The 22,169-nt window shown below is 38.9% G+C and carries 24 protein-coding genes and 3 pseudogenes; 8 read left to right on the top strand and 19 right to left on the bottom strand.

The window, feature by feature from the left end; translation table 11 throughout:
* Window positions 1–263 precede the first annotated feature (263 nt).
* From AB5Z52_RS10335 to AB5Z52_RS10300, 8 genes and pseudogenes are all read right to left on the bottom strand, one after another.
* Entirely contained in the window at window positions 264–1,073 is an 810-nt protein-coding gene (locus tag AB5Z52_RS10335; protein ID WP_002362847.1) for a triose-phosphate isomerase family protein, read from the bottom strand.
* Window positions 1,074–1,146: 73 nt separating this feature from the next.
* On the bottom strand, window positions 1,147–1,794 hold the full coding sequence (gene fsa, locus AB5Z52_RS10330) for a fructose-6-phosphate aldolase (RefSeq protein WP_002380569.1): 648 nt from the start codon (window positions 1,792–1,794) through the stop codon (window positions 1,147–1,149).
* Between the two features lie 70 nt (window positions 1,795–1,864).
* Entirely contained in the window at window positions 1,865–2,530 is a 666-nt protein-coding gene (locus AB5Z52_RS10325) for a bifunctional 4-hydroxy-2-oxoglutarate aldolase/2-dehydro-3-deoxy-phosphogluconate aldolase (protein WP_002388302.1), read from the bottom strand.
* Window positions 2,530–3,630: a PTS fructose transporter subunit IIC gene (locus tag AB5Z52_RS10320; protein WP_002362844.1), complete on the bottom strand. Its 1,101-nt coding sequence runs from the start codon at window positions 3,628–3,630 to the stop codon at window positions 2,530–2,532. The genes AB5Z52_RS10325 and AB5Z52_RS10320 overlap by 1 nt, the downstream gene beginning before the upstream one ends.
* 17 nt (window positions 3,631–3,647) lie before the next feature.
* Entirely contained in the window at window positions 3,648–3,959 is a 312-nt protein-coding gene (locus tag AB5Z52_RS10315; protein WP_002362843.1) for a PTS fructose transporter subunit IIB, read from the bottom strand.
* Window position 3,960: 1 nt separating this feature from the next.
* Window positions 3,961–4,413 carry a PTS sugar transporter subunit IIA gene (locus AB5Z52_RS10310; protein ID WP_002362842.1) on the bottom strand — a complete coding sequence of 151 codons (453 nt, stop codon included), beginning with the start codon at window positions 4,411–4,413 and terminating at the stop codon, window positions 3,961–3,963.
* On the bottom strand, window positions 4,406–6,364 hold the full coding sequence (locus AB5Z52_RS10305; protein ID WP_002362841.1) for a BglG family transcription antiterminator: 1,959 nt from the start codon (window positions 6,362–6,364) through the stop codon (window positions 4,406–4,408). Before AB5Z52_RS10305 ends, AB5Z52_RS10310 begins: the two co-directional genes overlap by 8 nt.
* Window positions 6,365–6,643: 279 nt before the next feature.
* Window positions 6,644–6,880 (bottom strand): annotated as a pseudogene (locus tag AB5Z52_RS10300) (family 1 glycosylhydrolase); the annotation flags it as partial.
* Window positions 6,881–6,935: 55 nt separating this feature from the next.
* Here AB5Z52_RS10300 and AB5Z52_RS10295 point away from each other — a divergent pair.
* Together AB5Z52_RS10295 and AB5Z52_RS10290 are read left to right on the top strand one after the other, a co-directional pair.
* Window positions 6,936–7,664 (top strand): annotated as a pseudogene (locus tag AB5Z52_RS10295) (transposase); the annotation flags it as partial.
* A gap of 2 nt (window positions 7,665–7,666) precedes the next feature.
* Entirely contained in the window at window positions 7,667–7,999 is a 333-nt protein-coding gene (locus tag AB5Z52_RS10290) for a DeoR/GlpR transcriptional regulator (RefSeq protein ID WP_002362835.1), read from the top strand.
* A gap of 224 nt (window positions 8,000–8,223) precedes the next feature.
* On the opposite strand, the gene AB5Z52_RS10285 is transcribed toward AB5Z52_RS10290, so the two are convergent.
* The 3 genes from AB5Z52_RS10285 to AB5Z52_RS10275 all read right to left on the bottom strand — a co-directional run bounded on the left by AB5Z52_RS10285 (window position 8,224) and on the right by AB5Z52_RS10275 (window position 10,760).
* A complete protein-coding gene (locus AB5Z52_RS10285; RefSeq protein ID WP_075051140.1) occupies window positions 8,224–9,417 on the bottom strand; it encodes a tyrosine-type recombinase/integrase in 1,194 nt (397 codons plus the stop codon).
* A gap of 78 nt (window positions 9,418–9,495) precedes the next feature.
* Entirely contained in the window at window positions 9,496–9,699 is a 204-nt protein-coding gene (locus AB5Z52_RS10280) for an excisionase (RefSeq protein WP_002610247.1), read from the bottom strand.
* Entirely contained in the window at window positions 9,699–10,760 is a 1,062-nt protein-coding gene (locus tag AB5Z52_RS10275; RefSeq protein ID WP_368243745.1) for a replication initiation factor domain-containing protein, read from the bottom strand. Before AB5Z52_RS10275 ends, AB5Z52_RS10280 begins: the two co-directional genes overlap by 1 nt.
* A gap of 495 nt (window positions 10,761–11,255) precedes the next feature.
* Here AB5Z52_RS10275 and AB5Z52_RS10270 point away from each other — a divergent pair, with 495 nt between their 5' ends.
* The 5 genes from AB5Z52_RS10270 (at window position 11,256) to AB5Z52_RS10250 (ending at window position 14,470) form a co-directional block, all read left to right on the top strand.
* Window positions 11,256–11,927: a helix-turn-helix domain-containing protein gene (locus AB5Z52_RS10270; RefSeq protein WP_022293717.1), complete on the top strand. Its 672-nt coding sequence runs from the start codon at window positions 11,256–11,258 to the stop codon at window positions 11,925–11,927.
* A gap of 310 nt (window positions 11,928–12,237) precedes the next feature.
* A complete protein-coding gene (locus tag AB5Z52_RS10265) occupies window positions 12,238–12,717 on the top strand; it encodes an MGMT family protein (protein WP_002322212.1) in 480 nt (159 codons plus the stop codon).
* 351 nt (window positions 12,718–13,068) lie between these two features.
* Window positions 13,069–13,485, top strand: coding sequence for a YjdF family protein (locus AB5Z52_RS10260; RefSeq protein ID WP_005428613.1), 417 nt, complete (start codon window positions 13,069–13,071; stop codon window positions 13,483–13,485).
* 242 nt (window positions 13,486–13,727) lie between these two features.
* A complete protein-coding gene (locus AB5Z52_RS10255; protein ID WP_029575615.1) occupies window positions 13,728–14,123 on the top strand; it encodes an SRPBCC family protein in 396 nt (131 codons plus the stop codon).
* Between the two features lie 26 nt (window positions 14,124–14,149).
* Window positions 14,150–14,470, top strand: a complete 321-nt coding sequence (locus tag AB5Z52_RS10250) for a TfoX/Sxy family protein (protein WP_175627950.1) — start codon at window positions 14,150–14,152, stop codon at window positions 14,468–14,470.
* A gap of 253 nt (window positions 14,471–14,723) precedes the next feature.
* On the opposite strand, the gene AB5Z52_RS10245 is transcribed toward AB5Z52_RS10250, so the two are convergent.
* From AB5Z52_RS10245 to AB5Z52_RS10210, 8 genes are read right to left on the bottom strand one after another with little or no spacing between them, the layout of a single operon-like run.
* Window positions 14,724–15,260, bottom strand: coding sequence for a histidine phosphatase family protein (locus AB5Z52_RS10245; RefSeq protein ID WP_002362834.1), 537 nt, complete (start codon window positions 15,258–15,260; stop codon window positions 14,724–14,726).
* A complete protein-coding gene (locus AB5Z52_RS10240; RefSeq protein ID WP_002362833.1) occupies window positions 15,257–15,748 on the bottom strand; it encodes a hypothetical protein in 492 nt (163 codons plus the stop codon). Before AB5Z52_RS10240 ends, AB5Z52_RS10245 begins: the two co-directional genes overlap by 4 nt.
* 23 nt (window positions 15,749–15,771) lie before the next feature.
* A complete protein-coding gene (gene dgoD, locus AB5Z52_RS10235) occupies window positions 15,772–16,917 on the bottom strand; it encodes a galactonate dehydratase (RefSeq protein ID WP_002362832.1) in 1,146 nt (381 codons plus the stop codon).
* A gap of 14 nt (window positions 16,918–16,931) precedes the next feature.
* Window positions 16,932–18,299: a PTS galactitol transporter subunit IIC gene (locus tag AB5Z52_RS10230; protein ID WP_002388305.1), complete on the bottom strand. Its 1,368-nt coding sequence runs from the start codon at window positions 18,297–18,299 to the stop codon at window positions 16,932–16,934.
* A gap of 24 nt (window positions 18,300–18,323) precedes the next feature.
* Window positions 18,324–18,602, bottom strand: a complete 279-nt coding sequence (locus tag AB5Z52_RS10225; RefSeq protein ID WP_002362830.1) for a PTS sugar transporter subunit IIB — start codon at window positions 18,600–18,602, stop codon at window positions 18,324–18,326.
* Window positions 18,603–18,649: 47 nt separating this feature from the next.
* Window positions 18,650–19,108: a PTS sugar transporter subunit IIA gene (locus AB5Z52_RS10220; RefSeq protein ID WP_005469866.1), complete on the bottom strand. Its 459-nt coding sequence runs from the start codon at window positions 19,106–19,108 to the stop codon at window positions 18,650–18,652.
* Window positions 19,109–19,154: 46 nt separating this feature from the next.
* Complete coding sequence (locus AB5Z52_RS10215; RefSeq protein WP_002362827.1) at window positions 19,155–19,772, bottom strand: bifunctional 4-hydroxy-2-oxoglutarate aldolase/2-dehydro-3-deoxy-phosphogluconate aldolase; 618 nt, start codon at window positions 19,770–19,772, stop codon at window positions 19,155–19,157.
* 10 nt (window positions 19,773–19,782) lie between these two features.
* Window positions 19,783–21,825 carry a PTS sugar transporter subunit IIA gene (locus AB5Z52_RS10210; protein ID WP_288551818.1) on the bottom strand — a complete coding sequence of 681 codons (2,043 nt, stop codon included), beginning with the start codon at window positions 21,823–21,825 and terminating at the stop codon, window positions 19,783–19,785.
* A gap of 262 nt (window positions 21,826–22,087) precedes the next feature.
* Between AB5Z52_RS10210 and AB5Z52_RS10205 the strand changes: the two are divergent.
* A pseudogene (locus AB5Z52_RS10205) lies at window positions 22,088–22,169 on the top strand (IS6 family transposase); the annotation flags it as partial.

The raw sequence follows: 22,169 nt of genomic DNA, 5'->3' as shown, positions 1-22,169 counted from the left end.
ATCTGAGCCAGAATGAGGTTCATTCTGACCCAGATTTGATTTTGTACAACTCATCAGTCCTTATTGACAAAGAGCCGTTTTCACCCATGCAGGGCGCACGCAAAAATAGCTCAATCATCAGATACAGATGATTGAGCTTCAAAATAATACTATACGTTTATAAATTGAGTTATTTTCAATAATATAACTCAATCCCTCGTGTTACATTTTGAAATTTTGAACAGTTCTATGATTTTCATAAATTAGTTTAAAACTCAAAATATTTAACATCTAATCTGCTCTACCACTTCAATCGTTTGCTGCAATCTTTCTGGGTCACTTCCAAAACGTCCCAACAAGACACCGTCTAAATCTGCTAAATCCAGCATAGTCTTGGTATTCTCTGGACTAACAGTTCCACCATAAACTACTCGAATATTATCCGCGTCCTTCCCAAATAGTTCAGTTAATGAATTCCTAATAATGGCAACCGCTCGACTGATATGAGGCGCACTGGCAGCTTTGGTTTTCCCAACGGCCCAAGCAGGTGTATACGCTATCACGATTTTCTTCAATTTATCGCGATCAATTTGATATAAAGCATTGAAAATTCGTAAAAATAATTCTTCTTTTAGTTCTTGTACATAATTCGGATTCTTGATTTCATCAATGACGTTATTCGCATCTTTTTCTTCAATCTCGCCAATACAAACAATCGGGGAAATGTCATATGCTAAAGCAAGCTTCACTTTTTTATTAATCGTCTCATCTGTCTCATTGTATAATTTTCTACGTTCCCAATGACCAAGTTCGACAAATTTCCCATGCATATCCACTAAGGATTGAATCGAAAATTCACCACTGAGTTCACCTTGATCGATCTCGGCCATATTTTGAGCACCGAAAGCAAATTGACTGCCTGTAAGAACTTTTGAAACTTGATGGATGGTACCCATTGATGGCAAAAGTACAACCTCAACTTTATGGTTTTCAGATTGATGGTTGAGAACATCAACAGCATACTCTTCTGCTTCAGAAATCAAGTTTTGCCTCATAGACCAATTCATAATTACGATGGGTTTTCTTTGTTCCATTTTGATCATCTCCATTGTTACTTCTATTTATTCTTACCTTAAAAATGACTATATAACTCACAGAAATCTGTAATTACCTATTGGAGAATGCCACCCAGTCTTTTTCAAACTGCTCGATACCCTTATCAGTTAACGGATGACTCCATAATTTCGGGAATAGATTACCAGGAATTGTCGCGATATCTGCACCTAGTTCAGCCACTTTCTCCACATGTTCAAGTCCTCGAACACTCGCGGAAATAATTTCTGCTTTGTATCCATAGTTATCTAGTACTTTTCTCAAGTTTTTAATTAAAGCCATACTGTCAGTTCCAATATCATCTAAACGACCTAAAAATGGGCTGATATAAGTAGCGCCAGCTTTTGCGGCCATCAAACCTTGAGCTACGGTAAAGACTAACGTTACATTGGTTTTGATTCCTTTTTTAGATAGAGTGTTTACTGCTTTCAATCCTTGTTCTGTCATCGGGATCTTGACGACAACATTACGTGCCCACTTTGCAAGCACTTCTGCTTCGGCGATCATTTCTTCAGCTTGCGATCCTGTTACTTCCGCACTTACAGGCCCATCGACGAGAGAACAAATTTCTTTGATGACCTCTTCAAAATCTCGTCCTTCTTTAGCAATAATTGTTGGATTCGTCGTTACTCCATCAACTAAACCCAACTCATTGATTCGTTTGATTTCATCTACATTTGCCGTATCTAAGAAAAATTTCATTATTAACCTCTTTCCGCGATTTTCTTTCAGCGTTCATTTTTTAAAGACACTATCCCCTTTGTCAATAGGGCTAGTTTGAGACATTATTTTCTCTTACAATGCTCATCATTTCCAAGGCATGTTTGGTAATCGTCGCAAAATCACCTGTATCAATCAAACGTTTATCCGTTAAATAGCCGCTAATCCCAGCACCGCTGAAACCTAGATCAAGATAGTCTTGCAAGTTATCAGGTGTGACTCCTGCTGTTGCGACTAGTTTAATATGATTGATTGGCCCAAGAATGTCCTTGATATATCCTATCCCCAAAGCTCTAACAGGGAACACCTTGACAAAATCTGCACCCGCTTCATTCGCTGAGATTATCTCGCTTGGTGTTAGCGCCCCAGGCATCGAGACCATATCTAATTCTTTTGTTCGTTTGATAACACTTGAATTCGTATTAGGCGAGATAATATATTCTGCTCCTGCTTGGTGAGCGGCTTCAACTTGTTCAATGGACAGAACAGTACCCGCTCCAATTTTAACTTCATTTCCAAACTCCTTAACCAGCGAGGCGATGGCCTTTGGAGTCTTAGTCAAACATTCAGGATCTCCTTGATCAAAAGTAACTTCTACAAGCTTTACTCCACCATCGTTTAGCGCGGACACCAAGTTAATAAGCTTTTCCCCATAAGTTCCTCGACAAATTGCAATTACTTTATTCTTTTCGATGAAATCGTTCATTTCTAGTTTCATTAGGCTTTCTCCTTTGTTAAATCCGCCACTTGACTCTTATTTTTCTTTTTTGCTGGTGTTTCTTCTAAAGCCGGCTTTAAAAAGCCAAGTATCAACGCTGTCACTAATGATCCAATTATAATTGCAGCAATAAACCATAGTTTATTGTCAACAACCGGTAATACAACAAATCCACCATGAGGAACATAGCATTTCACATTCCCAATCGCTCCAATTACACATCCTACCGCTGTCCCAATCATTGTTGAAGGCAAGATTCGTTTCATATCACTAACTACGAAGGGAATGGCTCCTTCAGTAATTCCAATACATCCCATGATTCCAGCAGCAACCGCCGCATCCCGATCACCTTCAGTAAATTTCTTTTTAAAGAATAATGTCGCTAAAAAGATCCCAATAGGTGGAATAGCCACGGCGATTCTAAACATACCGTTCGGTTCATAAATACCTTCATTCATAAGTGCAAGTGTAAACATCGAAACTGATTTGGTGATTGGTCCTCCCATGTCGACTTCTCCGAACAATCCAATAAATACTGCCAATAAAATGGCACTGCTACCGTTTAGACTGCTCATGATACTAGTTAATCCGTTCATCAAAAATGCCAATGGTGTGGCAACAACATAGATGTAAATCAAACCTAGAATAAAAACCGAAATGGTTGGTATGATCAGAATCGGTAAAATGGTTTTAATCGTTTTGCTAACTTTCCATTTTTTCATCCATTTGACCAAATATCCTGCAGCAACACCTAGAAGCATCGCCCCTAAAAATCCTGACTTTACTTCCACATCATTTACAGTAACAGGATTATTAGCAAGGAACCCTAGAATCATCCCTGGCGCCAAACCAGGCTTACCCGCAATTGAATATGCGATATAGCCGCCCAAAATAGGAATCATCATTGCAAAAGCTGCTTTACCTAAAAGGTTAATGTTCTGCATTAATTCGTTAGTAACAACAACTCCTGTATCGCTTTTTTCTCCAGTAGCAAGTGAGATGGCCAACATGATACCACCAGCAACTACTGCAGGCATCATGAAAGAAACCCCACTTAAAAATGATTTTTGAACTTCCTTTAAAGTAGCTTTGATATTCATTTTATCCTCCTTTATTTTTACCCATTTACTAACTTCTCAGCAGCATCCAATACTTTCGCAGGATACGAAATAGCATCATTGACATCAGCATTTAAAACTAATTTATCTTCAAAACGTTCTTCATTCTCAATAAAGACAGATACCGCCAAAATGACTACATCTGCTTCTTCAGCTTCTTCCTCAGTAACCTCATTCTCGATCCCGATGCTGCCTTGAGTTTCAATTTTGATTTCATGTCCTCTCTTTTTTCCTTCTTTTTCCAATGCTTCTTGAGCCATGTATGTGTGGGCTACTCCTGTAGGACATGCCGATACTCCAACGATTTTCATATTAAATTCCTCCTATTTTCTTTTCTACTTGATATAGTGAATCTAAAATTGACTCTTTGCTCCCAGTTAATAAATCATTTCTAAAACCTTCATCTAAAAGCTTTTTGCTGATTTCAGCGAGTACTTTCAAATGAAAAGTCGTTTTATTCTCTTCTGGTATTCCTAGCATAAACACCAATTCAACTGTATTACCATTTGTATCCCATTGAATTGGTTGGTTCGTTCTAAGAAAACAGATAAAAGGATTGATTACTTCTTTTGATTTCCCATGAGGGATACTTACGTCATAGCCGATCGCTGTAGAAAATTCTTCTTCTCTTTTGTTTACAGCTTTAATATAATTTGCGCTATTTTTTAAATAGCCGAACTCTTTTGCCTTTTCTGATAAATAATGAATGATGGATTTCTTATTTGTTAACGCCGAATCCAAAACGATTAAACCTTCATCAATCAATTGTTTGACCTCCTAATACTTTCACTATTTCTTCTTCATCTTTGCTAAAGATAAAACGATCGATATTTTTCTTCGTCTCAACGATCCGATAGATTTCTGATAATATTCCTTTAATATGCTTTAAATCCTTTTCTGCAACACAGATCATTAAAACAGTGTTGATCATTCGAAAATTCCAACGTATTGGTTTTACTAATGTCATAATTACTAATTTGCTTTCCTTAACTGTTGATGGTGAAGGATGTGGAATCGCCGCCCCAATTGGAAGATCTGTCACCCCTAGCTTCTCTCTATCCCAAATTGCCTGTTCGAACGAATCCGTAACGAAATCATTTTGCAAAAGCTTTTGAGTGATCCTTTTGATGCATTGTTCTTTAGTAGCAACTGTTTCGTTCAAAAAAATCAAATCTGAATCGATTATTTTTCCTAAGTGCTCAAACGGTTGATCGTTTACTTCTTCCTCATAAAATAAATCTAGATAAGTCGCGGAAACTTTTTTTAGATCTTGTTTACTCATTAGCGGGGAAACATACGTTACAGGAACATCAATTTTTTCTAATTGTACTGAAGAGATCACCAAATCAATTTTATTCAAATCTCTTTTATAGAGTGTTCGTAATGAGACAACTTCAACTATATCCTGTGGAGAGAATACCCTTTTTAAACGATTGGCAATCAGCTCTGATGTTCCGATTCCAGTAGGACAAACAATTAATATCTTACGATTTGCCGACAACCGATCGATGGCCCCTTGAAAATGGATCATCATGAACGCGACCTCATCATCGGTTAAGCGAATATCTAATTCCTTTTCAATCCCGGCCAATATTAGCCAAGTTGTACTGTATAACACAGAATACTCTCGCTTTATTTCCTCCAAAAGCGGATTACTGACAGGAACGTTCAATTTAGAACGATATATCATGGACACCAAGTGATAAAGAATGTTCATGTAGAGTTTTTCATCTCTGGTTAAGTCAACCTGAATTGAATCACTCATCTTCTGAATCATCTTTCTTACCACAGCATCGTATTCCTTCTGAATTGCTAAATCTCTCAAACGTGGTTCGAAGCCATGAGCCACTAATTGTCGATTGAAGTATTCAAAATCGTTTGAATCTAGCTTGATACTGTTATCCAGTTCAAGATTCTCTACTAATTCATTTGCTAAAAAGAAAGTTTTAAGCGACTCCACATTTTCAAATAAAAAATTATCTTGATATTCAATATGAAAACCTTCCTGCAAACGAAGAACAAATATACTGATTGACAATACTAATGATTGAAAATGATCATCAGACAATTTATCGATATTAAAGTGATCATTTGTTTGCAGAAGTCCAGAAACTTTTTTGATGATGTCCTTAGGTAAAAAACTGAATAATAAGCTGGGAAATTGAACTCTATAGCTATTGGTTAAGTCTGATTTATCAATGATAAAGTAAGCATATTGTTTAATTGCCTTTTGTATCTCAGACTCATTTCCGTTTACCTTTGTTCCATTATTATCAGAACGAATCGTGACCGAACTTCCTTCAATAACAGTCTGTATTTGATCTAAGTCATTTGAGATCGAGGTTCTGCTGACGAGAAACTCATCAGATAATAGTTGGTAAGACACCTTTTTGTTTCTCAATAATAAATATTCCGCCATTTTGATTTGCCGCTCGAGTGGAAGCTGATTGAAGTCTATTTGAGTTGAAGCTTCACCAAAAATTTTTAATATTTCATCATTTGACAAATCAGACTTACTTAGAAAAATACCTTTACCTTGCCGTTTCAAGATTTCAATTTTCCTTTTTTTTAATGCCTTATTCAGTTCATCAATGTCTTTATACAATGTACGATCGGAGATAGATAAAATCTTGGAGAAATGATTTACCGGTAAAAAATCTTTTTGCTCCAAAAGCAATCTCAATAATTTATGTTGACGCTTGCTTATTTCATGCATGATTTTTCTCCTTTCTAGGGAGCGCTTCCCTGTATCTGTAATTTATCATTTTATTCTACATTTGGATATCACATCTCGTTTCAAGATGGTTCCTGAAGTTTTCTAAACATATTGAAAATATAGGATCATAAAACCAATTTCATACAGTAAGCAATTTTTTTATCAAATAAGAAATTCTTTTAATGTCTGTCTCTTCAAATCCTCTATACAAAGAGAAACAGATTGCCCTTATCTGTTTGACAAAATAAGAGCAATCCGTTTCTACTAAATGTTTAAGAATTAATACGATAAATCTTCCCCATTAGTTGCAATAACCTTTTTATACCAGTCAAATGATGCTTTCTTGATTCTCTTCTTCGTTCCCTTACCTTCATTATCCATATCTGTATATACGAACCCGTAGCGTTTTGTCATTTCCCCGGTTGCTAAAGAGACCAGATCAATTGGCGCTCATGGTGTATACCCCATTACAGGAATCTTGTCTAAATTAATTGCATTGCTTATTTGTGTGATGTGGTCGGGGGTGCGGACATAATCCTGGACTAAAAATGAACTTAGGAGGAATATCCGTATGTTTTCCCACGAAGAACGTGTAAAAGCAATTCAGTTATTTTTAAAATATGATTGCTCCTACGCCGCTACCATTCGGAAATTAGGTTATCCGTCCGTTGGAGCACTACGTCAATGGTATAAAGAATATTTGGTATCTGGAGAGCTCCATCAGGAACTCCGGAAGAAGTCAAAGTATTCTGAAGAACAAAAAAGAGTCGCTGTGAATCATTATTTTGAATATGGTCAATGTTATGCACGAACCATTCGAATGCTTGGTTACCCAAATAAAGGCTCCTTACGACAATGGTGTGAAGAACTCGCACCAGGTGCTAGAAAACTTCGAAAAAGTGCGGTAAAGTTAACCAAAGATCAAAAAGAAGACGTGTTGAAAAAGTTCTATAAACCTCAAACCAACAGAAAAGGCTTAGCTGAAGCTGAAGGAATCAGTAGGGTTGCTCTATATCAATGGAAGGCCACTTATCTTGGAAAGGATTTCCCTCTGCCCATGACTTCAAAAAATCAAGGAAAACAAAAAGAATTACTTTTAAAGGAAGTAGAAGAGTTACAAGAACAAGTACACCAATTGCAGCTTGAGAAAGCATTACTCGAAGGAGCAGCTGAACTACTAAAAAAAGGAAAAGGCATCAATCTACTTCGTCTATCAAATCAAGAAAAGACTCTATTGATTGATGCCTTACGAAATCAATTCAACTTGAAAGATCTTCTTCAACAGCTCCAGTTGTCTAAGATTTGATACTAACACCAAACTCTCTAACAGAACAATTTGTCTATGATTTTTCTTTCTTTTCTTGTCGTGGAATCGACCTAGACGGGGTTTATGAAGCTAGCTTGGGACAAGCTAAAATCAAACAACAAATAATGAGACGGTCAAAACATTCTATTTTACTAGTTGATGAACACAAATTTGACTCGCCTCACTTTTACAAAATTGCTGATTTCGCTGATTCTCACTCAGTAATAACAAATACTTTACCGACAGAAGATTATCAAAAGAGAATCGATGATGGAATCACTGATTTTATTTGGTTGAACCCGAAACTTAGGAGCCAACCAAATGAATAGTAATTGAGCCTCATAAAAAAAGGCGATCCACCTCAGATGGATTGCCTTTTTAATATAAATTATATATGTCTTTTTGACTATCTTTTTATATCTTCTCAAATGACCGCAAAGCCTTATTTTATAGGCTCTACGGGCATTTTGCTTTTGTGGTAAACCTCGCATATCTAGGTCTATCTTCTTATATTTTCGCTATCAAGCGTGGTTAAAATCGTGGTAAATACTTCTTATGCAATTAGACGCTGAACCTCTGATTTTGCGGTATCTATGGACGCATGAGCGTACCAGTTCATTGTGATACTGATATTTGAATGCCCCATGATATACTGTAAATCTTTCGGGTTCATGTTCTTGCTTGCCAGTCTTGTGCAGAACGTATGGCGTAGTGTATGCGGTGTGATATGTGGCAAGGGATTGTCCTTATGGTGCTTGTTGTATTTCTTTACCATGCGGATAAATAAGGCGGTATAATCAATGGCAACTTTGGGCTTGCCTTTATGATTGGCAAATAAGAAGTTGCTCCGTCCGTCTATCACAAATGGTTCTGCCTTTGGACGTTTCTTCATCACTCGTTGAAATGCTTGTATCGTTTCCTTGCTTAATGGTACTTGCCTTGTTCCGCTCTTTGTTTTGGGCGTTTCAATATAATAGCCTTGTTCCTTGCTCTTTAATAACTGGTGGTCGATAATCACAACTTCATTCTTGAAATCAATATCGGCTACTGTCAGTCCGCACAGTTCCGAGATACGAAGTCCAGTTTTCAACAGTATCAGCACATCATCATAATATTTGTGATACACGTTGTCCGTCTTGATGAATGACAGTAGGACTTGTTCCTGTTCCTCTGTCAATGCAACTTTCTCTTTGGTATCATTTTCTAGGACTTCACTTAACTTAAAATCAAAAGGGTTCTTCCTTACACAATCGTCTTGTATGGCGATATAGAATGACGCTTTTAACGAGCGTTTATGGTTGTTAATGGTATTGTAGGAAAAGCCTTTCTCTTTCATGCGTAACGCCCATTCCTTAGCGTCAGAGGGTTTTATCGTATCAATGCTCCTAGCACCCAACTTGTCCTCTTTCAATAATCGCATGAGTTGTTCCCGTTGTTTCTGTGTGCTTTTCTTCACATTTGCCCTCTGTGCGTTCTGTTTGGCGTAGAGTTGGCAAAGTGTCATTTTCTTGCCTGTGCTGTCGATACCGTCCTCAATATCCCGTCTTATCTGCTGTTCCAGTTCTCGAAGTGAGGGTTTTTCCCGTTTTCCCTTTGGTGTCGGGTCTGTGGGTGTCAATCTCCAAGCATACACATATTTCGTGTTTCCAAATGCGTCCACATATTTATATAAGTATTTTCCGTCTGTTCGTTGGCTCTCTCCAGTATGCAGGATACGTCCTTTGCTATCCCGTCTTTTTTCTTTCATGGTGTCTGCTCCTTTCCTTGTTGGAAAGAGCCTTGATATGACTTGTGTTCATCATAACACATACAAGGCTCATTTGCATTAGATTGCGTCCAATTTATCAATGACCTTTTCAAACTGTCGGCGTTTAATCTGTATGCGGTTGCCATTCATAATGAGCCAGCCAGCGTCCTTGTTTTCCTCTGCCAAGCGTCTTAACTTGTTTTCTCCGATACGGAAATACTTTGACGCTTCTTCAATGGTAAGGGTGTATTTTTCCCATACGGGAATATCGTTGTTATTCATCAGATCCCCCCTTTCCCATGTTTCGTGTCATATTGAATATAAGGGATAAGGTCGGTGCGGTTTATCCTCTGTAAATGAGCAGTTAGTTTACTGGAAAGGGAATTACTGTATCTTGCCTTATCAAGCATAGCTCCCACTTTTTCCAGTCCACCTAATGCGTCATGTTCTTCCAAGAAGTAAAAACTTTTGACAGCGGAAATCACGCCACCCTCTATAAGCCATTGCTGTGTTTCTTCAAGGGAGTTTTGCTGTTTTGGTACTTGCAGTTTCAAGACTTCCACAGCCCCTAAAAATCGTTCCCAAAACCGACACGTTTTCCATCTGCTCTTATTACTTTCGTTTCTGTTTGGCACGACAAAGCGTAGGTTATTTGCCAATAGTCCGAAAGCCAGTTCCCCAAGTTCCAGCGGTCTGTCCTTGAATGTCATGGCAAAAGCATGAGCCTTATCATCACGCAGTTGCACTTCTGTCCGTTTCCAACTGCCAACTTCCTCAAGTGTCTTGTTATGTTTTGAACAGACTTCCTTATCCTTATCATAAAAGCGGTAGGACAATCCCGATTTCCCAGCACCGATATAAACAGTCTTTGCGGTGTCGAAATCATCAAACTTGCTTTCGTCAAAGTGGTAGCCCTCACTATTCGAGATAAATTCCTCTTTTTCACATTTCTTCTTTATCTGCTCTATGGTAAAAAATGGCTTTTCGTTCTTATCATCAATGGCAATATCAAGCCTTGTGAAATGGAAGTTATCCAGTCCGTATCTTCGCTCACAGCGCCGGAACATATCCCCAAAGGTATAATTCCTACTGTCGAGAATACGGAAAATATCATCACAACCTCTTCCGGTCATAACAAGATAACAGCCTAACCCTTGTGGGTTGTCCTCTGTCTTTCTTGCGTCGCCCGATACATAAATATCTCCAATCTGCCAGCGTGCTTGATAGGTTTTGTATTTAATGCTTGCCGGATAGACATTGAAAATATCAGTCGGTAAACCTAAAATGTGCATGATAACATCTTCGGCGGTTGCCGTTTCAAATACAATACTGATGTAATCAATCTTAACGGATAAATTTTTGTGTGTAGTTATAGTGCATTTCTCCTTTCGTACTTCTCGTTTTTTTGCGGGGTAAAAATTGTGTTTTGTCCTTTATTTATCACAGTTTCTAGGTACTATGACATGTATGCGCAGGGCGGTGTTACATATACGCCCTTTACGAACGCCTAAAGGCGTTCCCTTTCTTCCTGTGTCTGCCCCGTTCTTAACGCTCACGAGCCTTGTAAGGCTCGTGGCTAAACGGAACAGCCCCAGTCAGAAACCTTGTTTTCGGTCTGATAGTCCATGCTTATTCATGCTATCAAAGTGAAAATACATATTTTTGTGCTTACTCAAGCGTGTGATTGACCCTAGCGTGCTTAATCACTCTATCTGATGCGATAATAACGCCATTAGAATTACTTGTCAAGAAGTTTTTGTTGACTTTTAGATATATATTAAGTATGATATGCTTATAAATACCAAGAAAAGCAACGAAAGGAGCGGTTATACTAAGTTATGGAGCATTATGAAAAGAAAATCAGTTTCTTAGGAGAGAACATACAGACCATAAGAAAACACAGAGGAATGAAACAACAGGAACTTGCGGACAAAATCGGTATCAATATGCAGAGCCTTTCCAAAATTGAACGAGGTGTGAATTATCCTACCTTTGATACGTTAGAGAAGATAATGGACGTGCTGGGTGTAACGCCCAATGAATTATTGTCGGGAGAATGGAAGTATATTGACCACACTGAGCCCTATATCATGGATATTATCAAACGGGAACAAGACTTCAATGTTTCCTTAGATTACCTGTCTGAAAATGAATTTTTCGATGATGAAAAAGAATGCACATTTTACAAGGCATATAAACTCATACAGTATATCCATAACTACATTACCAATGAGGTTACGGAGTTGGAAGAACTTATGGAAATCAAGCAGTTGATACAGCGTCAAAAACTGGAACGCATGATAAAAGTACATAAGGAAATGCGAGGGTTAGACCGATACAGAGAACAGCCCAAAGAGTATAAATACCATGACCCTTATGATGATTGGATATTTCGTCAGCTTGCGGATATAGACAACAGAAACAACATTCCCGACACTTCTCCACAAGTAGACTTCAATGAGGGAGATTATGAAGATTATCTAAAGGCGAAATGGAACAGAGGTCTTTAATTTCCTCTTGCATGGAAGATACAGCAAACAAAAAGCCCAGTAAAGAGTGCAAAGCACCACCAATGGTGGCAAGGCTCTTGACAGGGCTTTTTCTTTTCTGTTGTGGGGTAATCAAGAGGAAGAAAGAAAAAGTGTGCATTTTTGTTCCATAAATGCTAAGGGTATGCTGATTTTTATTGTGGCGGATATATGGAACTGTTATAATATGGATATGAAAAAAGCGATAAATTTGAAAGTGTTAATAATTTTCAAACAGCCTCATTGCATGGAAATAAGAAACAGACTATCCTTAAAGTAGGAGGTGGCACAAATGGCAAATGAAGATAAAAAAGATTTTAATGCTATGTTGCATGATAGTAAGGATATGCCAAAATTTCAAATTATCATAGACCAGAAAAGTATTGAGAAATATGGTGGAAACAAAATGTATTTTGCTCCCCCGATTGACTATGACAAAGTAATGAAAAAAGTTCCGTATGGTAAAGTGATTACGGTTGGAAAAATACGAGAACACTTTGCAAAATTGAGTGGTGCAGATTTTACAGAGCCGATTACAGCGGGTATATTTGTTTCTATTGTAGCGTGGGCGAGTTATCAGCGTTCCGAAGATGAAACACCCTATTGGAGAACATTAAAAGCAAACGGAGAATTAAATGCTAAATATCCAAATGGTATTGAAGCGCAGAAAGAAAAATTAGAAGCAGAGGGACATACCATTATTCAAAAGGGGCGTAAAAATATACGATACTATGTAAAGGACTATGAAAATTCTCTTTTTGATTTGAAATAGGCAAATTCTATTTCACAATTTCATATCTCTATACACAAAGCAGTTAGTCTTAGGATTGACTGCTTTTTTCATACCTAAATTTCAGATTGGAGTGATGAAATGGTGTTTGTTAGAGCTGTTCAATAAGATTATCGGTGCATAAAATTTTATTGTAGTGCTGATATAGGAATGGTATAATTTTCAAGAAAGGTAATCAAATAATGATTATCTAAAATGACAAAGATAAAAACGCAAAGCATTTTATTATGTGAGAGCTGGTAGGTAGCCCAGCCGTCCTATGTTTATAGGGTAAGTAACCTGCCCCTCCGGGTTGTCCGTTCTTTGTTTGGAAATAAACAAGGAGGGATTGATATGAAGACAATAAAATGTAAATTGACTGTGTATTTTGCAGAACCTTTTTGGGTTGGAGTTTTTGAAAGAATTTGTGATGGAAAACTTTCCGTAGCAAAGGTAACATTTGGTGCAGAGCCAAAAGATTACGATATTCAAGAATTTGTGTTGAAACATTATTATGATTTACAATTTAGTCCAGCAGTTGAAACGATTGTAAAAAAGGATAAGAAAAATCCTAAAAGAGTTCTTAGAGATGTAAAGAAACAATTACAGAACAATGGAATTGGGACAAAATCGCAACAAGCTTTAAAATTACAACATGAATTAAAAAAAGAAGAATATAAATCTAATTCCAAACATAAAAAGCAAATGGACGCAGAACAAAAGTTTAAGTTGAAGCAACAAAAGAAAAAAGCAAAACACAGAGGACATTAAATGATGTTGCAATATCATAAACTAAATATTTTATAAGTTCATATCTACACAAAGCAGTTAGTCTTATGATTGACTGCTTTTTTCTTGCCAAAATTTCAGATCGGAGTGATGACATGGTGTCTGTTAGAGCTGTTCAATAAGATTATCGGAGCATAAAATTTTATTGTAGTGCTGATATGAGAATGTTATAATGTGGATATGAAAAAACGATAAACGGTAATTTAAAAAGGGGAAATGAAAAAGTGGCAATTTCAAATATAAATACAATTATTAGTAATGATATTCAAAAAGTTTGGAACATTGTTTTAGCTGTTGATAAATATAACTCATGGCGAAGTGATTTGAGCAAAACAGAAATAATAAATGACAAACAATTTATTGAATACACAAAAAATGGATATGCTACTACATTTACCGTTACCGTTGTAGAACCATATAAACGCTGGGAATTTGATATGGATAATAGCAACATGAAAGGTCACTGGATTGGTATTTTTACAGACAAAGGGAATGAAACACAAATAGACTTTACAGAAAATGTGATACCTAAAAAGTGGTTTATGAAACCTTTTGTAAAAACCTATTTGAAAAAACAACAAAAGCAATTTGTTCTGGACTTAAAGAAAGCATTGGAATAATAAAATTCAAGATTGGAGATTTAGAAATGGCTTCAAGTAAAGATTATTTACAATTTGTTTTAGAACAATTATCAGAATTACAAGAAATAACATATCATGCAATGATGGGAGAATTTATTATCTATTATCGTGGAAAAATCGTTGGCGGTATATATGATGATAGGTTACTGGTAAAACCAACAAAGTCTGCAATTTCTTATATGCCAACAGTTACTTATGAAATTCCATACGAAAACGCCAAAGAAATGTTATTGGTGGAAGAAGTTGATAATAGAGATTTTCTGACGGGGTTATTTGATGTGATGTATGATGAACTACCAACGCCAAAACCTAAAAAGAAAAAATAAACAGCTTCTAGTTTACAATTTCATATCCATATACACAAAGCAGTTAGTTTTAGGATTGACTGCTTTTTAAAAAGACACCATTTAGGTGTAATGATGTCTTTTGGGTGTTATTTTATAGGTCATATCAAGGCTCATTCAATCGTGGTAAATTCGTGGTAAAATGAGTTTTTTCTATACTTCAAAATACTTGAAAGTATAGTGTTTATGCGGATAATCGAAAATTAGATATAAAATTTGTAATAAATATCATTAATTAATATCGTTTCCTTTCGTACCTCAACAGCTGAGTATTGTCCACATTGAATTTCAAGAAGTCAATCATCGTCTTCCCATGAAAATAATTGTCAATCACCCGAATCAAGGCATTGTGACACACCAACAAAACATCTTCGTCACTTTGTTCCAACTCTGCCAGCAAAGGATACACCCGACCGGCAACATCCATGATGGATTCGCCGTCTGGTAATGGTAGCGAGAATTCCACACGAACCTTTTGGAATTCCGGTGTTTCAATTGGTAAGCCATCATACTGTCCAAAATCCATCTCAATTAGGCGCGGTTCCACCTCAATGGGTACCGACACTTTTTCATTAATGATTCGGGCCGTTTCCTGGGCCCGCCTCAATGGTGAGACATAGATTTTAGTGATTGGCTGCTCCAAGTCGCTGACCAATTGAGCCAATTCCTCTGCTTGAGCATAACCGACTTCCGTCAGCTCAATATCCGCATGACCGCAAATTTTGCCGTCCACATTATATTGGGTCTGACCATGACGTGCTACGTAAATCATCGGGCACTCCCCTTTGCAAGCGGACGTTTCTCATCCGCCATTTCACCCAGAACCAGCTCTGAATCAGTGGCCAATTGTTGTAAAGCCGCCACCATCTCAGCTTGCGATTTGCCAAAGACCAGGGAGAAAGAATTATTCTTACTCTTGTAGAAGGAAACAAAAGAGTTGCCACCAGCTAATTCTTCAATTTGAATTTGGGGGTAGCGGGCAAACTCGCCGTTCAAGACACCTAGTTTAACGACTCCTTCTTGTGACAAGCCTTCTTTTAAGAAACCATTGATCAGGATAATAGCGGCAAAAGCCCCCAGTTTGATTTGATCCGCCAGATTACTTGGCCAAAAGATTACAAGTATCGCTACCGTCAATGCGATACTCAAACCCATACGAATCCAGCTGGTTTGAGCCGCCACGATAATTTTCTTTTGATCTTTTACTTGTAAGACGACCAACAATCCTAAAAAGCCTGCAATCACTAGTGCTTCTGCCATTTTCTATCATCCTTTACTTATTTTTACCACTCGGCGATGGTGCCGTCGTAGTTTTTCCATTGTGGGTTGGTCCAAACCAAACCTTCTTGAGAAATTTCCTTAATGCGGTCTTCATCCATTTCCAAACCAAGGCCTGGTTTAGAAGGTAGGTCAACATAGCCGTCTTTGTATTGGAAAACTTCTTTGTTTTTGACAAAATCCAACAAATCAAAGCCTTTATTGTAGTGGATACCCAAGCTTTGTTCTTGGATAAAGACATTTGGTGTACATGAGTCCACTTGCAAGGTAGCTGCTAATGCAACTGGTCCGTATGGTGCATGTGGTGCCACGGCCATATCATGAGCTTCAGCCATAGCCGCAATTTTGCGGGTTTCTAAAATTCCGCCGCAAAGGGCTACGTCTGGTTGGATAATATCGATGGCGCCTTGTTTGAAGATATTTTTAAACTGCCAGCGAGTGTACAAACGTTCGCCGGTTGCTAAAGGGACAGCAACTGCATCGGCAACTTCTTTGTAATGCTCTTCATTTTCCGGCAAGACAACTTCTTCCAAAAACATTGGGTGGAATGGCTCCAGGGCCTTCGCTAGAACTTTAGCCATTGGTTTATGCACCCGACCGTGGAAATCCACACCGATATCCATCGCGTCACCAAAACGTTCCCGAATGGATGCCACCCGTTCGACAACTTCATCCACTTTTTTGTAAGAGTCGATATAGTGCAATTCTTCGGTAGCATTCATTTTAACGGCAGTAAAGCCACGATCAAAACGGTCTTGCGCTTGTTCAGCGACTTCACTTGGCCGGTCGCCACCAATCCACGAATAAACTTTAATGTTATCCCGGGCGGCTCCGCCTAATAATTCATAGACAGGGACGTTAAAGGCTTTTCCTTTGATATCCCACAGCGCCATTTCCAATCCGGAAACAATCGTCCCATTGATGGGGCCACCACGGAAGAAGGAGCGATGCATTTCTTGGAATAAGCGTTCAATTTCAAATGGATTACGCCCAATCAAACGATTACCGATCTCATAAGCACCCGCAACAACTGTTTCAGTCTTGGTTCCGGAGATCATTTCCCCCCAGCCGTCAATGCCTTCATCGGTGGAAATCTTCACGAAGATCCATCTTGGTTTTACTTTGTATACTGTAATATCTGAAATTTTCAATTTAAACCCTCCAATTATTGTGCTTCTACTGGTTCATTCATTTCTCGGTTCACTTTTTTCACACCGTCAAAGTAGTACCATACACCTGCCAATACCAACAATAAGACCGGAATCCCGATGATTGGTTTGTAGGCAAAGGCGATGAATACCAAATAACTTTGGATCATGGAAGTTGCCGCAAATGATGAGATCAACATTGATGAAGTACCCAAGTCGATACCCACTGATTTAGCAATTGCTGTCAACATTGGGGATGTTGCAGAACCACACCATAGCAATGAAGCAGTAATGACTAAACCGATCACGATGTTTTTCAACAAATTCCCGCGAGTCAAGGCAACCACCATCGCTACCCGGAAAGGCACAACGGCCAAATCGGCAAATGGTAAAACGCGGTTTCCTGGCAAGACTAAGGCCATGGCGATTGTTAAAGGAATAATGATCAATGCTGTTGTAATAACATCTGGATTCCCAACGACAACCGCTGCATCCAATCCGATAAATAAACGTGTTCCTTTGAATTTTTCTTGGGACCATTTTTGAGCTGCATCAGAAATTGGCATCAGACCTTCCATGAACAATGAGGTCATTTTAGGAATCAAAACCAAAACGGCGGACATGCTGACACCTAATTGCAAGACGGCCTTGATATCGTAACCGGCCAAAGCACCAATCACCATCCCAATAACCAGCCCCATGATCATTGAGTCACCGAAGAACCCAAGATATTTTTGTGCATCCTTGATCGTGAATTTCGATTTGCGGAATAATGGAATACGATCCAGTAACCAGTTCAACGGCCAAGCAATCACTAAGGAAGACAAGGCGGACACAGTTGGCAAGGAAACGCCCGGAATTCCAAAGAAGCTTTCCACCATCGGTTGTGACCAGTCGGAGATTTTAAAGGTAACGATTGCCATCACAACAGAGGCACCAACACCTAAAAACACATTTTTGGTAACAAAGTAGACCATCACCCCAACGATGGCCATGTGGTGGTAATTCCAAATATCCACGTCCAACGTATGGGTACGTTTCAAAACCAATAAAACGATATTAACCAGTAAGATGGCGAAAATCAGGATTGGAATGATGGGTGATGCCCACGTAACTGCGGCGATTGAACCCCAACCGACATCCAACGCATCCAGCTTAACACCGGTCCGTTCAACCATAGCCTTCGCAGCCGGGCCGACGTTAGTGGTCATAAAGTCCAAAATCAATTTGATTCCGGCAAAACCAATACCCAACGTCAAACCTGATTTAAATGCACGGGTAATCTTTAAACCAAAGATCAACCCGATGATGGTAATGATGACTGGCAACATAACTGTCGGTCCAGCATCGATAAAGAAGTTAAAGACATTCATAATGATTTTCATTTTTTCAGCTCCTTTAATCCGCTATTATTTCAATAAGTTCAAGATTTCTTCCATCGTTTTGTCAGCACCGATTCCTGTCAGGATAGGCATGCCTTTTACCACTGGCACATTGCCGGTTTGACCATCGAATTGACCGGTTGTCACCAACAAATCATACCCTTCGACTTTGCCGGGCACTTCCATTAGTTTGGTTTGGGTAGTTGCCACTTCAACTCCGTGTTCTTGCAAGTATTCTTTAACCTTTGTTGCTACCACTGTTGATGTTGCAATACCGTTTCCACATGCGACTAAAATTCTTTTCATGATAATTTCCTCCGATTGCGAGCTTTCCACTCGTGATTTTTTATTTTTTAAAAAACGGCTTTCTTTAATAAAGCCAATAATTCTGTATCATTGCGGGCGTCAATCATTTCCTGACGCAATGGTTCATCTTGGATGATGCCGACTATTTTTTGCAACATTTCCACTTGCCCATGGGGCTCACCAATTGCCATCATAATCACGATCTGAATTGGTAATTGAGCTTTATTGTCTTCCATATTATGGAAAAGTACCGGCTCTTTTAGCGTGGCAATCGCCAAAGTCGTTTTATTGACCATTTCATAATTTGCGTGGGGAATAGCAATTCCCGGGGGCGTTGATGGCAATCCCGTTGGGTATTCTTTTTCCCGATCTTGGATTGCTTGGATGTACTCCTCTTTGACATACCCTTTTTGATAAAGTTCACCTGCCAGATAGGCCAAAACTTCACTATCTGTTGAAGCTTCGACGTTTCGGAAGACAAGTTCCTCATTCAGATAAAGTTCCATACTTTCCACTCCTTGTTCATATTTCACCTGTATATCGCCCATAATATTAAATCGCTGCCAGCAATTCTTTCATTGATTGGGCAAGATTCTTAACATTCAATTCTTCGATATCCTGCTTATTGAACATCCCGGAACCCAGGCCTAAATAACTGGCGCCGTTTTCAAAAAATTCTTTGGCGTTTTCTTTACTGATGCCACCGACACCCATCAAGGGCAATTTGCCAAGAGGCGCTTGGATATCTTTGAAAAATCTCGGTGTAACTACTGCTGCTGGAAAAACTTTGACGATGTCCGCCCCTTGGGCAAACATTTGATTGACCTCTGACGGTGTCATCGCAGCCGGTACTGCCAATACACCTTTTTCATTGGCGTAGGCCAACATTTCCTCAGTAAACATGTGCGGGCCTAATAAGAATTTGGCACCAGCTTCGTAACAAGCTTTTGCCTGTTCTAAGGTTCTAACGGTGCCGGCTCCGATGTAGGTCGTATCCCCGTAGCGTTTATTCAACTCACGGATATGATCGATGGCTCCTTCAGTATTCATGGTCATTTCCACTGCAAATTGATGATCAAATTCCTGCATTGCTTGTAAAATCGCATCTGCTTGATCAAACGTGTAGCCCCGCATAATTACGGTAAATCTTGGATAATCAGCTAATTTCATTTTTTCCTCCTTAAGAACTTTGTCTTAATAATTGATAGATGGTTTTTTCATCTGCTGAAGCCACCAACTGATCAATCAAAGAATCATCTTTGGCGATATCGGCGATCTGATTGATAGCTCGTAAATGCTTGGTTAAATCAAAGAAGGATAATGGCAAAATCAAACTGATGGCCTCCCCATTCGGAAAAATCACCGGTTTTTGACAAACCATAATGCTGACACCGTCATTAATGACCCCTTTATCAACAGTGGTATGCGGGATGCAGGTTCGCATCCCCAGATAACCGGCGTAACCGGGTTGTTTGATTTGATTCACGCAATCATTAATAAAGCGTGAATCGATGATCTGATGATCCAATAATGGTTGACATGCCAGACTGACTGCCTCTTCCCAAGTCATCTCCTGATCGATTACTTGCACATAATTTGGACGCAGGTAGTGAGTCAAAGAAGGTAAGACTTGGAAATTATCCAATGGAGTACTTTCATCTTGTTTCACCAAGAAGTATTGCAACTCTTCCCGCAGAGACGCTTGATCGTTGACCGTCGCATATTTTTTGACGATTTTCAACAATTCATCCAGCGCGCGATCCACCTTAGTGATGCCCAAGTCACTTAAGACTCGGTAGCGCAAACTGATTTGTTCCTGATAAGTCATGATGGGATCAATAATGAACTGCATCATGGCGCTGTTTAAAGGTGTTGTAGTAAAAACCAAGTCGTAATCGACTTCAAACTTGTAAAAGTCTCGCACCGATAAGGAAGCCAAAAAATGAATTTCGGGAAAAAGTTTTTCCATATTGGCCCGTACTAACTTGGAAACCATAACGCCGTTGGTACAAACCACCACTGCTCGTGGCCGCTGTTTGTTCAGCTTGTTATGACTGCTTAACTGGTAGCCGAAATAATAAGACAACAAATCCAATTCGTCGTTCGGAAAGGCTTTGTTCAGCCAATTCTCGATGGGAATAATCAATTCTTTCATCAAGTCGATCAAGATTGCATGGTTGCTGTCTTTGATCAGGCTATCGACAGAATAGACCCCCAAACTCAAGTTAAAGCGGATCCGGAAACAGGCCGGTCGTAAATGACTTAATATCCGACGTTCAAAGTCTTCGCGATCATCGATCATAATCAAGGTTTTGTTTTGGAAATTTTCCACCATTTGACTGATCAATTTACGTAAATCTTGATCTGAATCGTAGTTCTGGGTGGTCTTACTTTCAAAAATATTGGAAGTCAAAAATAAGAGCGTGAACCATTCCAGGTAACTCTTGGATAAGTTCCAAGCCGTCTCGCCGACTAAAATCGTCAACATCCGGTATTCCGGTGTATTACTGACCTCACCGGGAAAGAAATCCGGTTTAGTGGATACTTTGATGCCCCGGCTGACTAAAAAACGGGCCGCCGTTTGCAGGTAATCCACCGACTCATCGGAATAACTAAGGTGTAACATTTGTTCCATATTGTGAACCAGATGGACAATTTCTTCTTCCGTCACGCCATGAACCAACTTGCCTCGGATGGTTTCCCGACGGAAAATCGGGCACTGCTTCACCAAATCAGATAACAGTTGCAAGATTCGGTGTTCCGATCCAGCCAATTGATACCCGTTAATCCGGTCGTATTGAATTGTCAAACTGTAGTTTCTTAGTAGGGCGTCGGTTCGTTTGATATCATCCATGATGGTAGTTTTGCTGACTTCTACTATATCCAACAAATGATCCAGACTAACATATTCGATATTGGTGATCAAAGTCATCACTATCAGCGCCCCACGTTCTCCCTCCGTCAATGCCAACGTTGCTTGTTCGTCCACCGTTTCCTGATCCAACTGGGACATCATTTGGATCACTTCAATCGGTACTGTAATATCACCGGAGTGACTACGCTGGATCGTTGGGATATTTTTCATCTCCAAGTCTTCATTGAATTGGTTGATGGCATAGTTGATTTGACGACGTGTCAAATCGAGTTCACTTGTCAAAGCGGAAAGTTTCATTTCAGGGTTTTTAATAATCATTTTGAGTATTTCACGAATTCGTTTGTTCATTTGACTATCCTCCTGACAAAATCATTATATATTCACGCAAGCGCTTTTTGACGACGCTTTCATCACGATATTTGTCACACTCACTTTTTTAGTTTGTCACACCGGTGTGACACAGATAGCATAACCGGCGTTATATCAAGTGTACCATGGCGTGACAATTATTTGTTACACCAGAAAATTAGCGCAAAGGTTCTGTTGCAAAGTTTTAAATCTACTATCAGATAAGGTAGAATAATAGAAAAAGATAGCAGGAGGAATGACGATGAGTCATTTTAAAGGAAAGCAATTTCAGCAGGATGTGATTATTGTAGCCGTGGGCTACTATCTTCGTTATAACCTTAGCT

This window comes from Enterococcus sp. RTP21361st1_A6_RTP21361_211029, assembly GCF_040910045.1.
Lineage (GTDB): Bacteria > Bacillota > Bacilli > Lactobacillales > Enterococcaceae > Enterococcus_D > Enterococcus_D gallinarum.
This window is presented reverse-complemented; position numbering and strand designations above follow the sequence as displayed.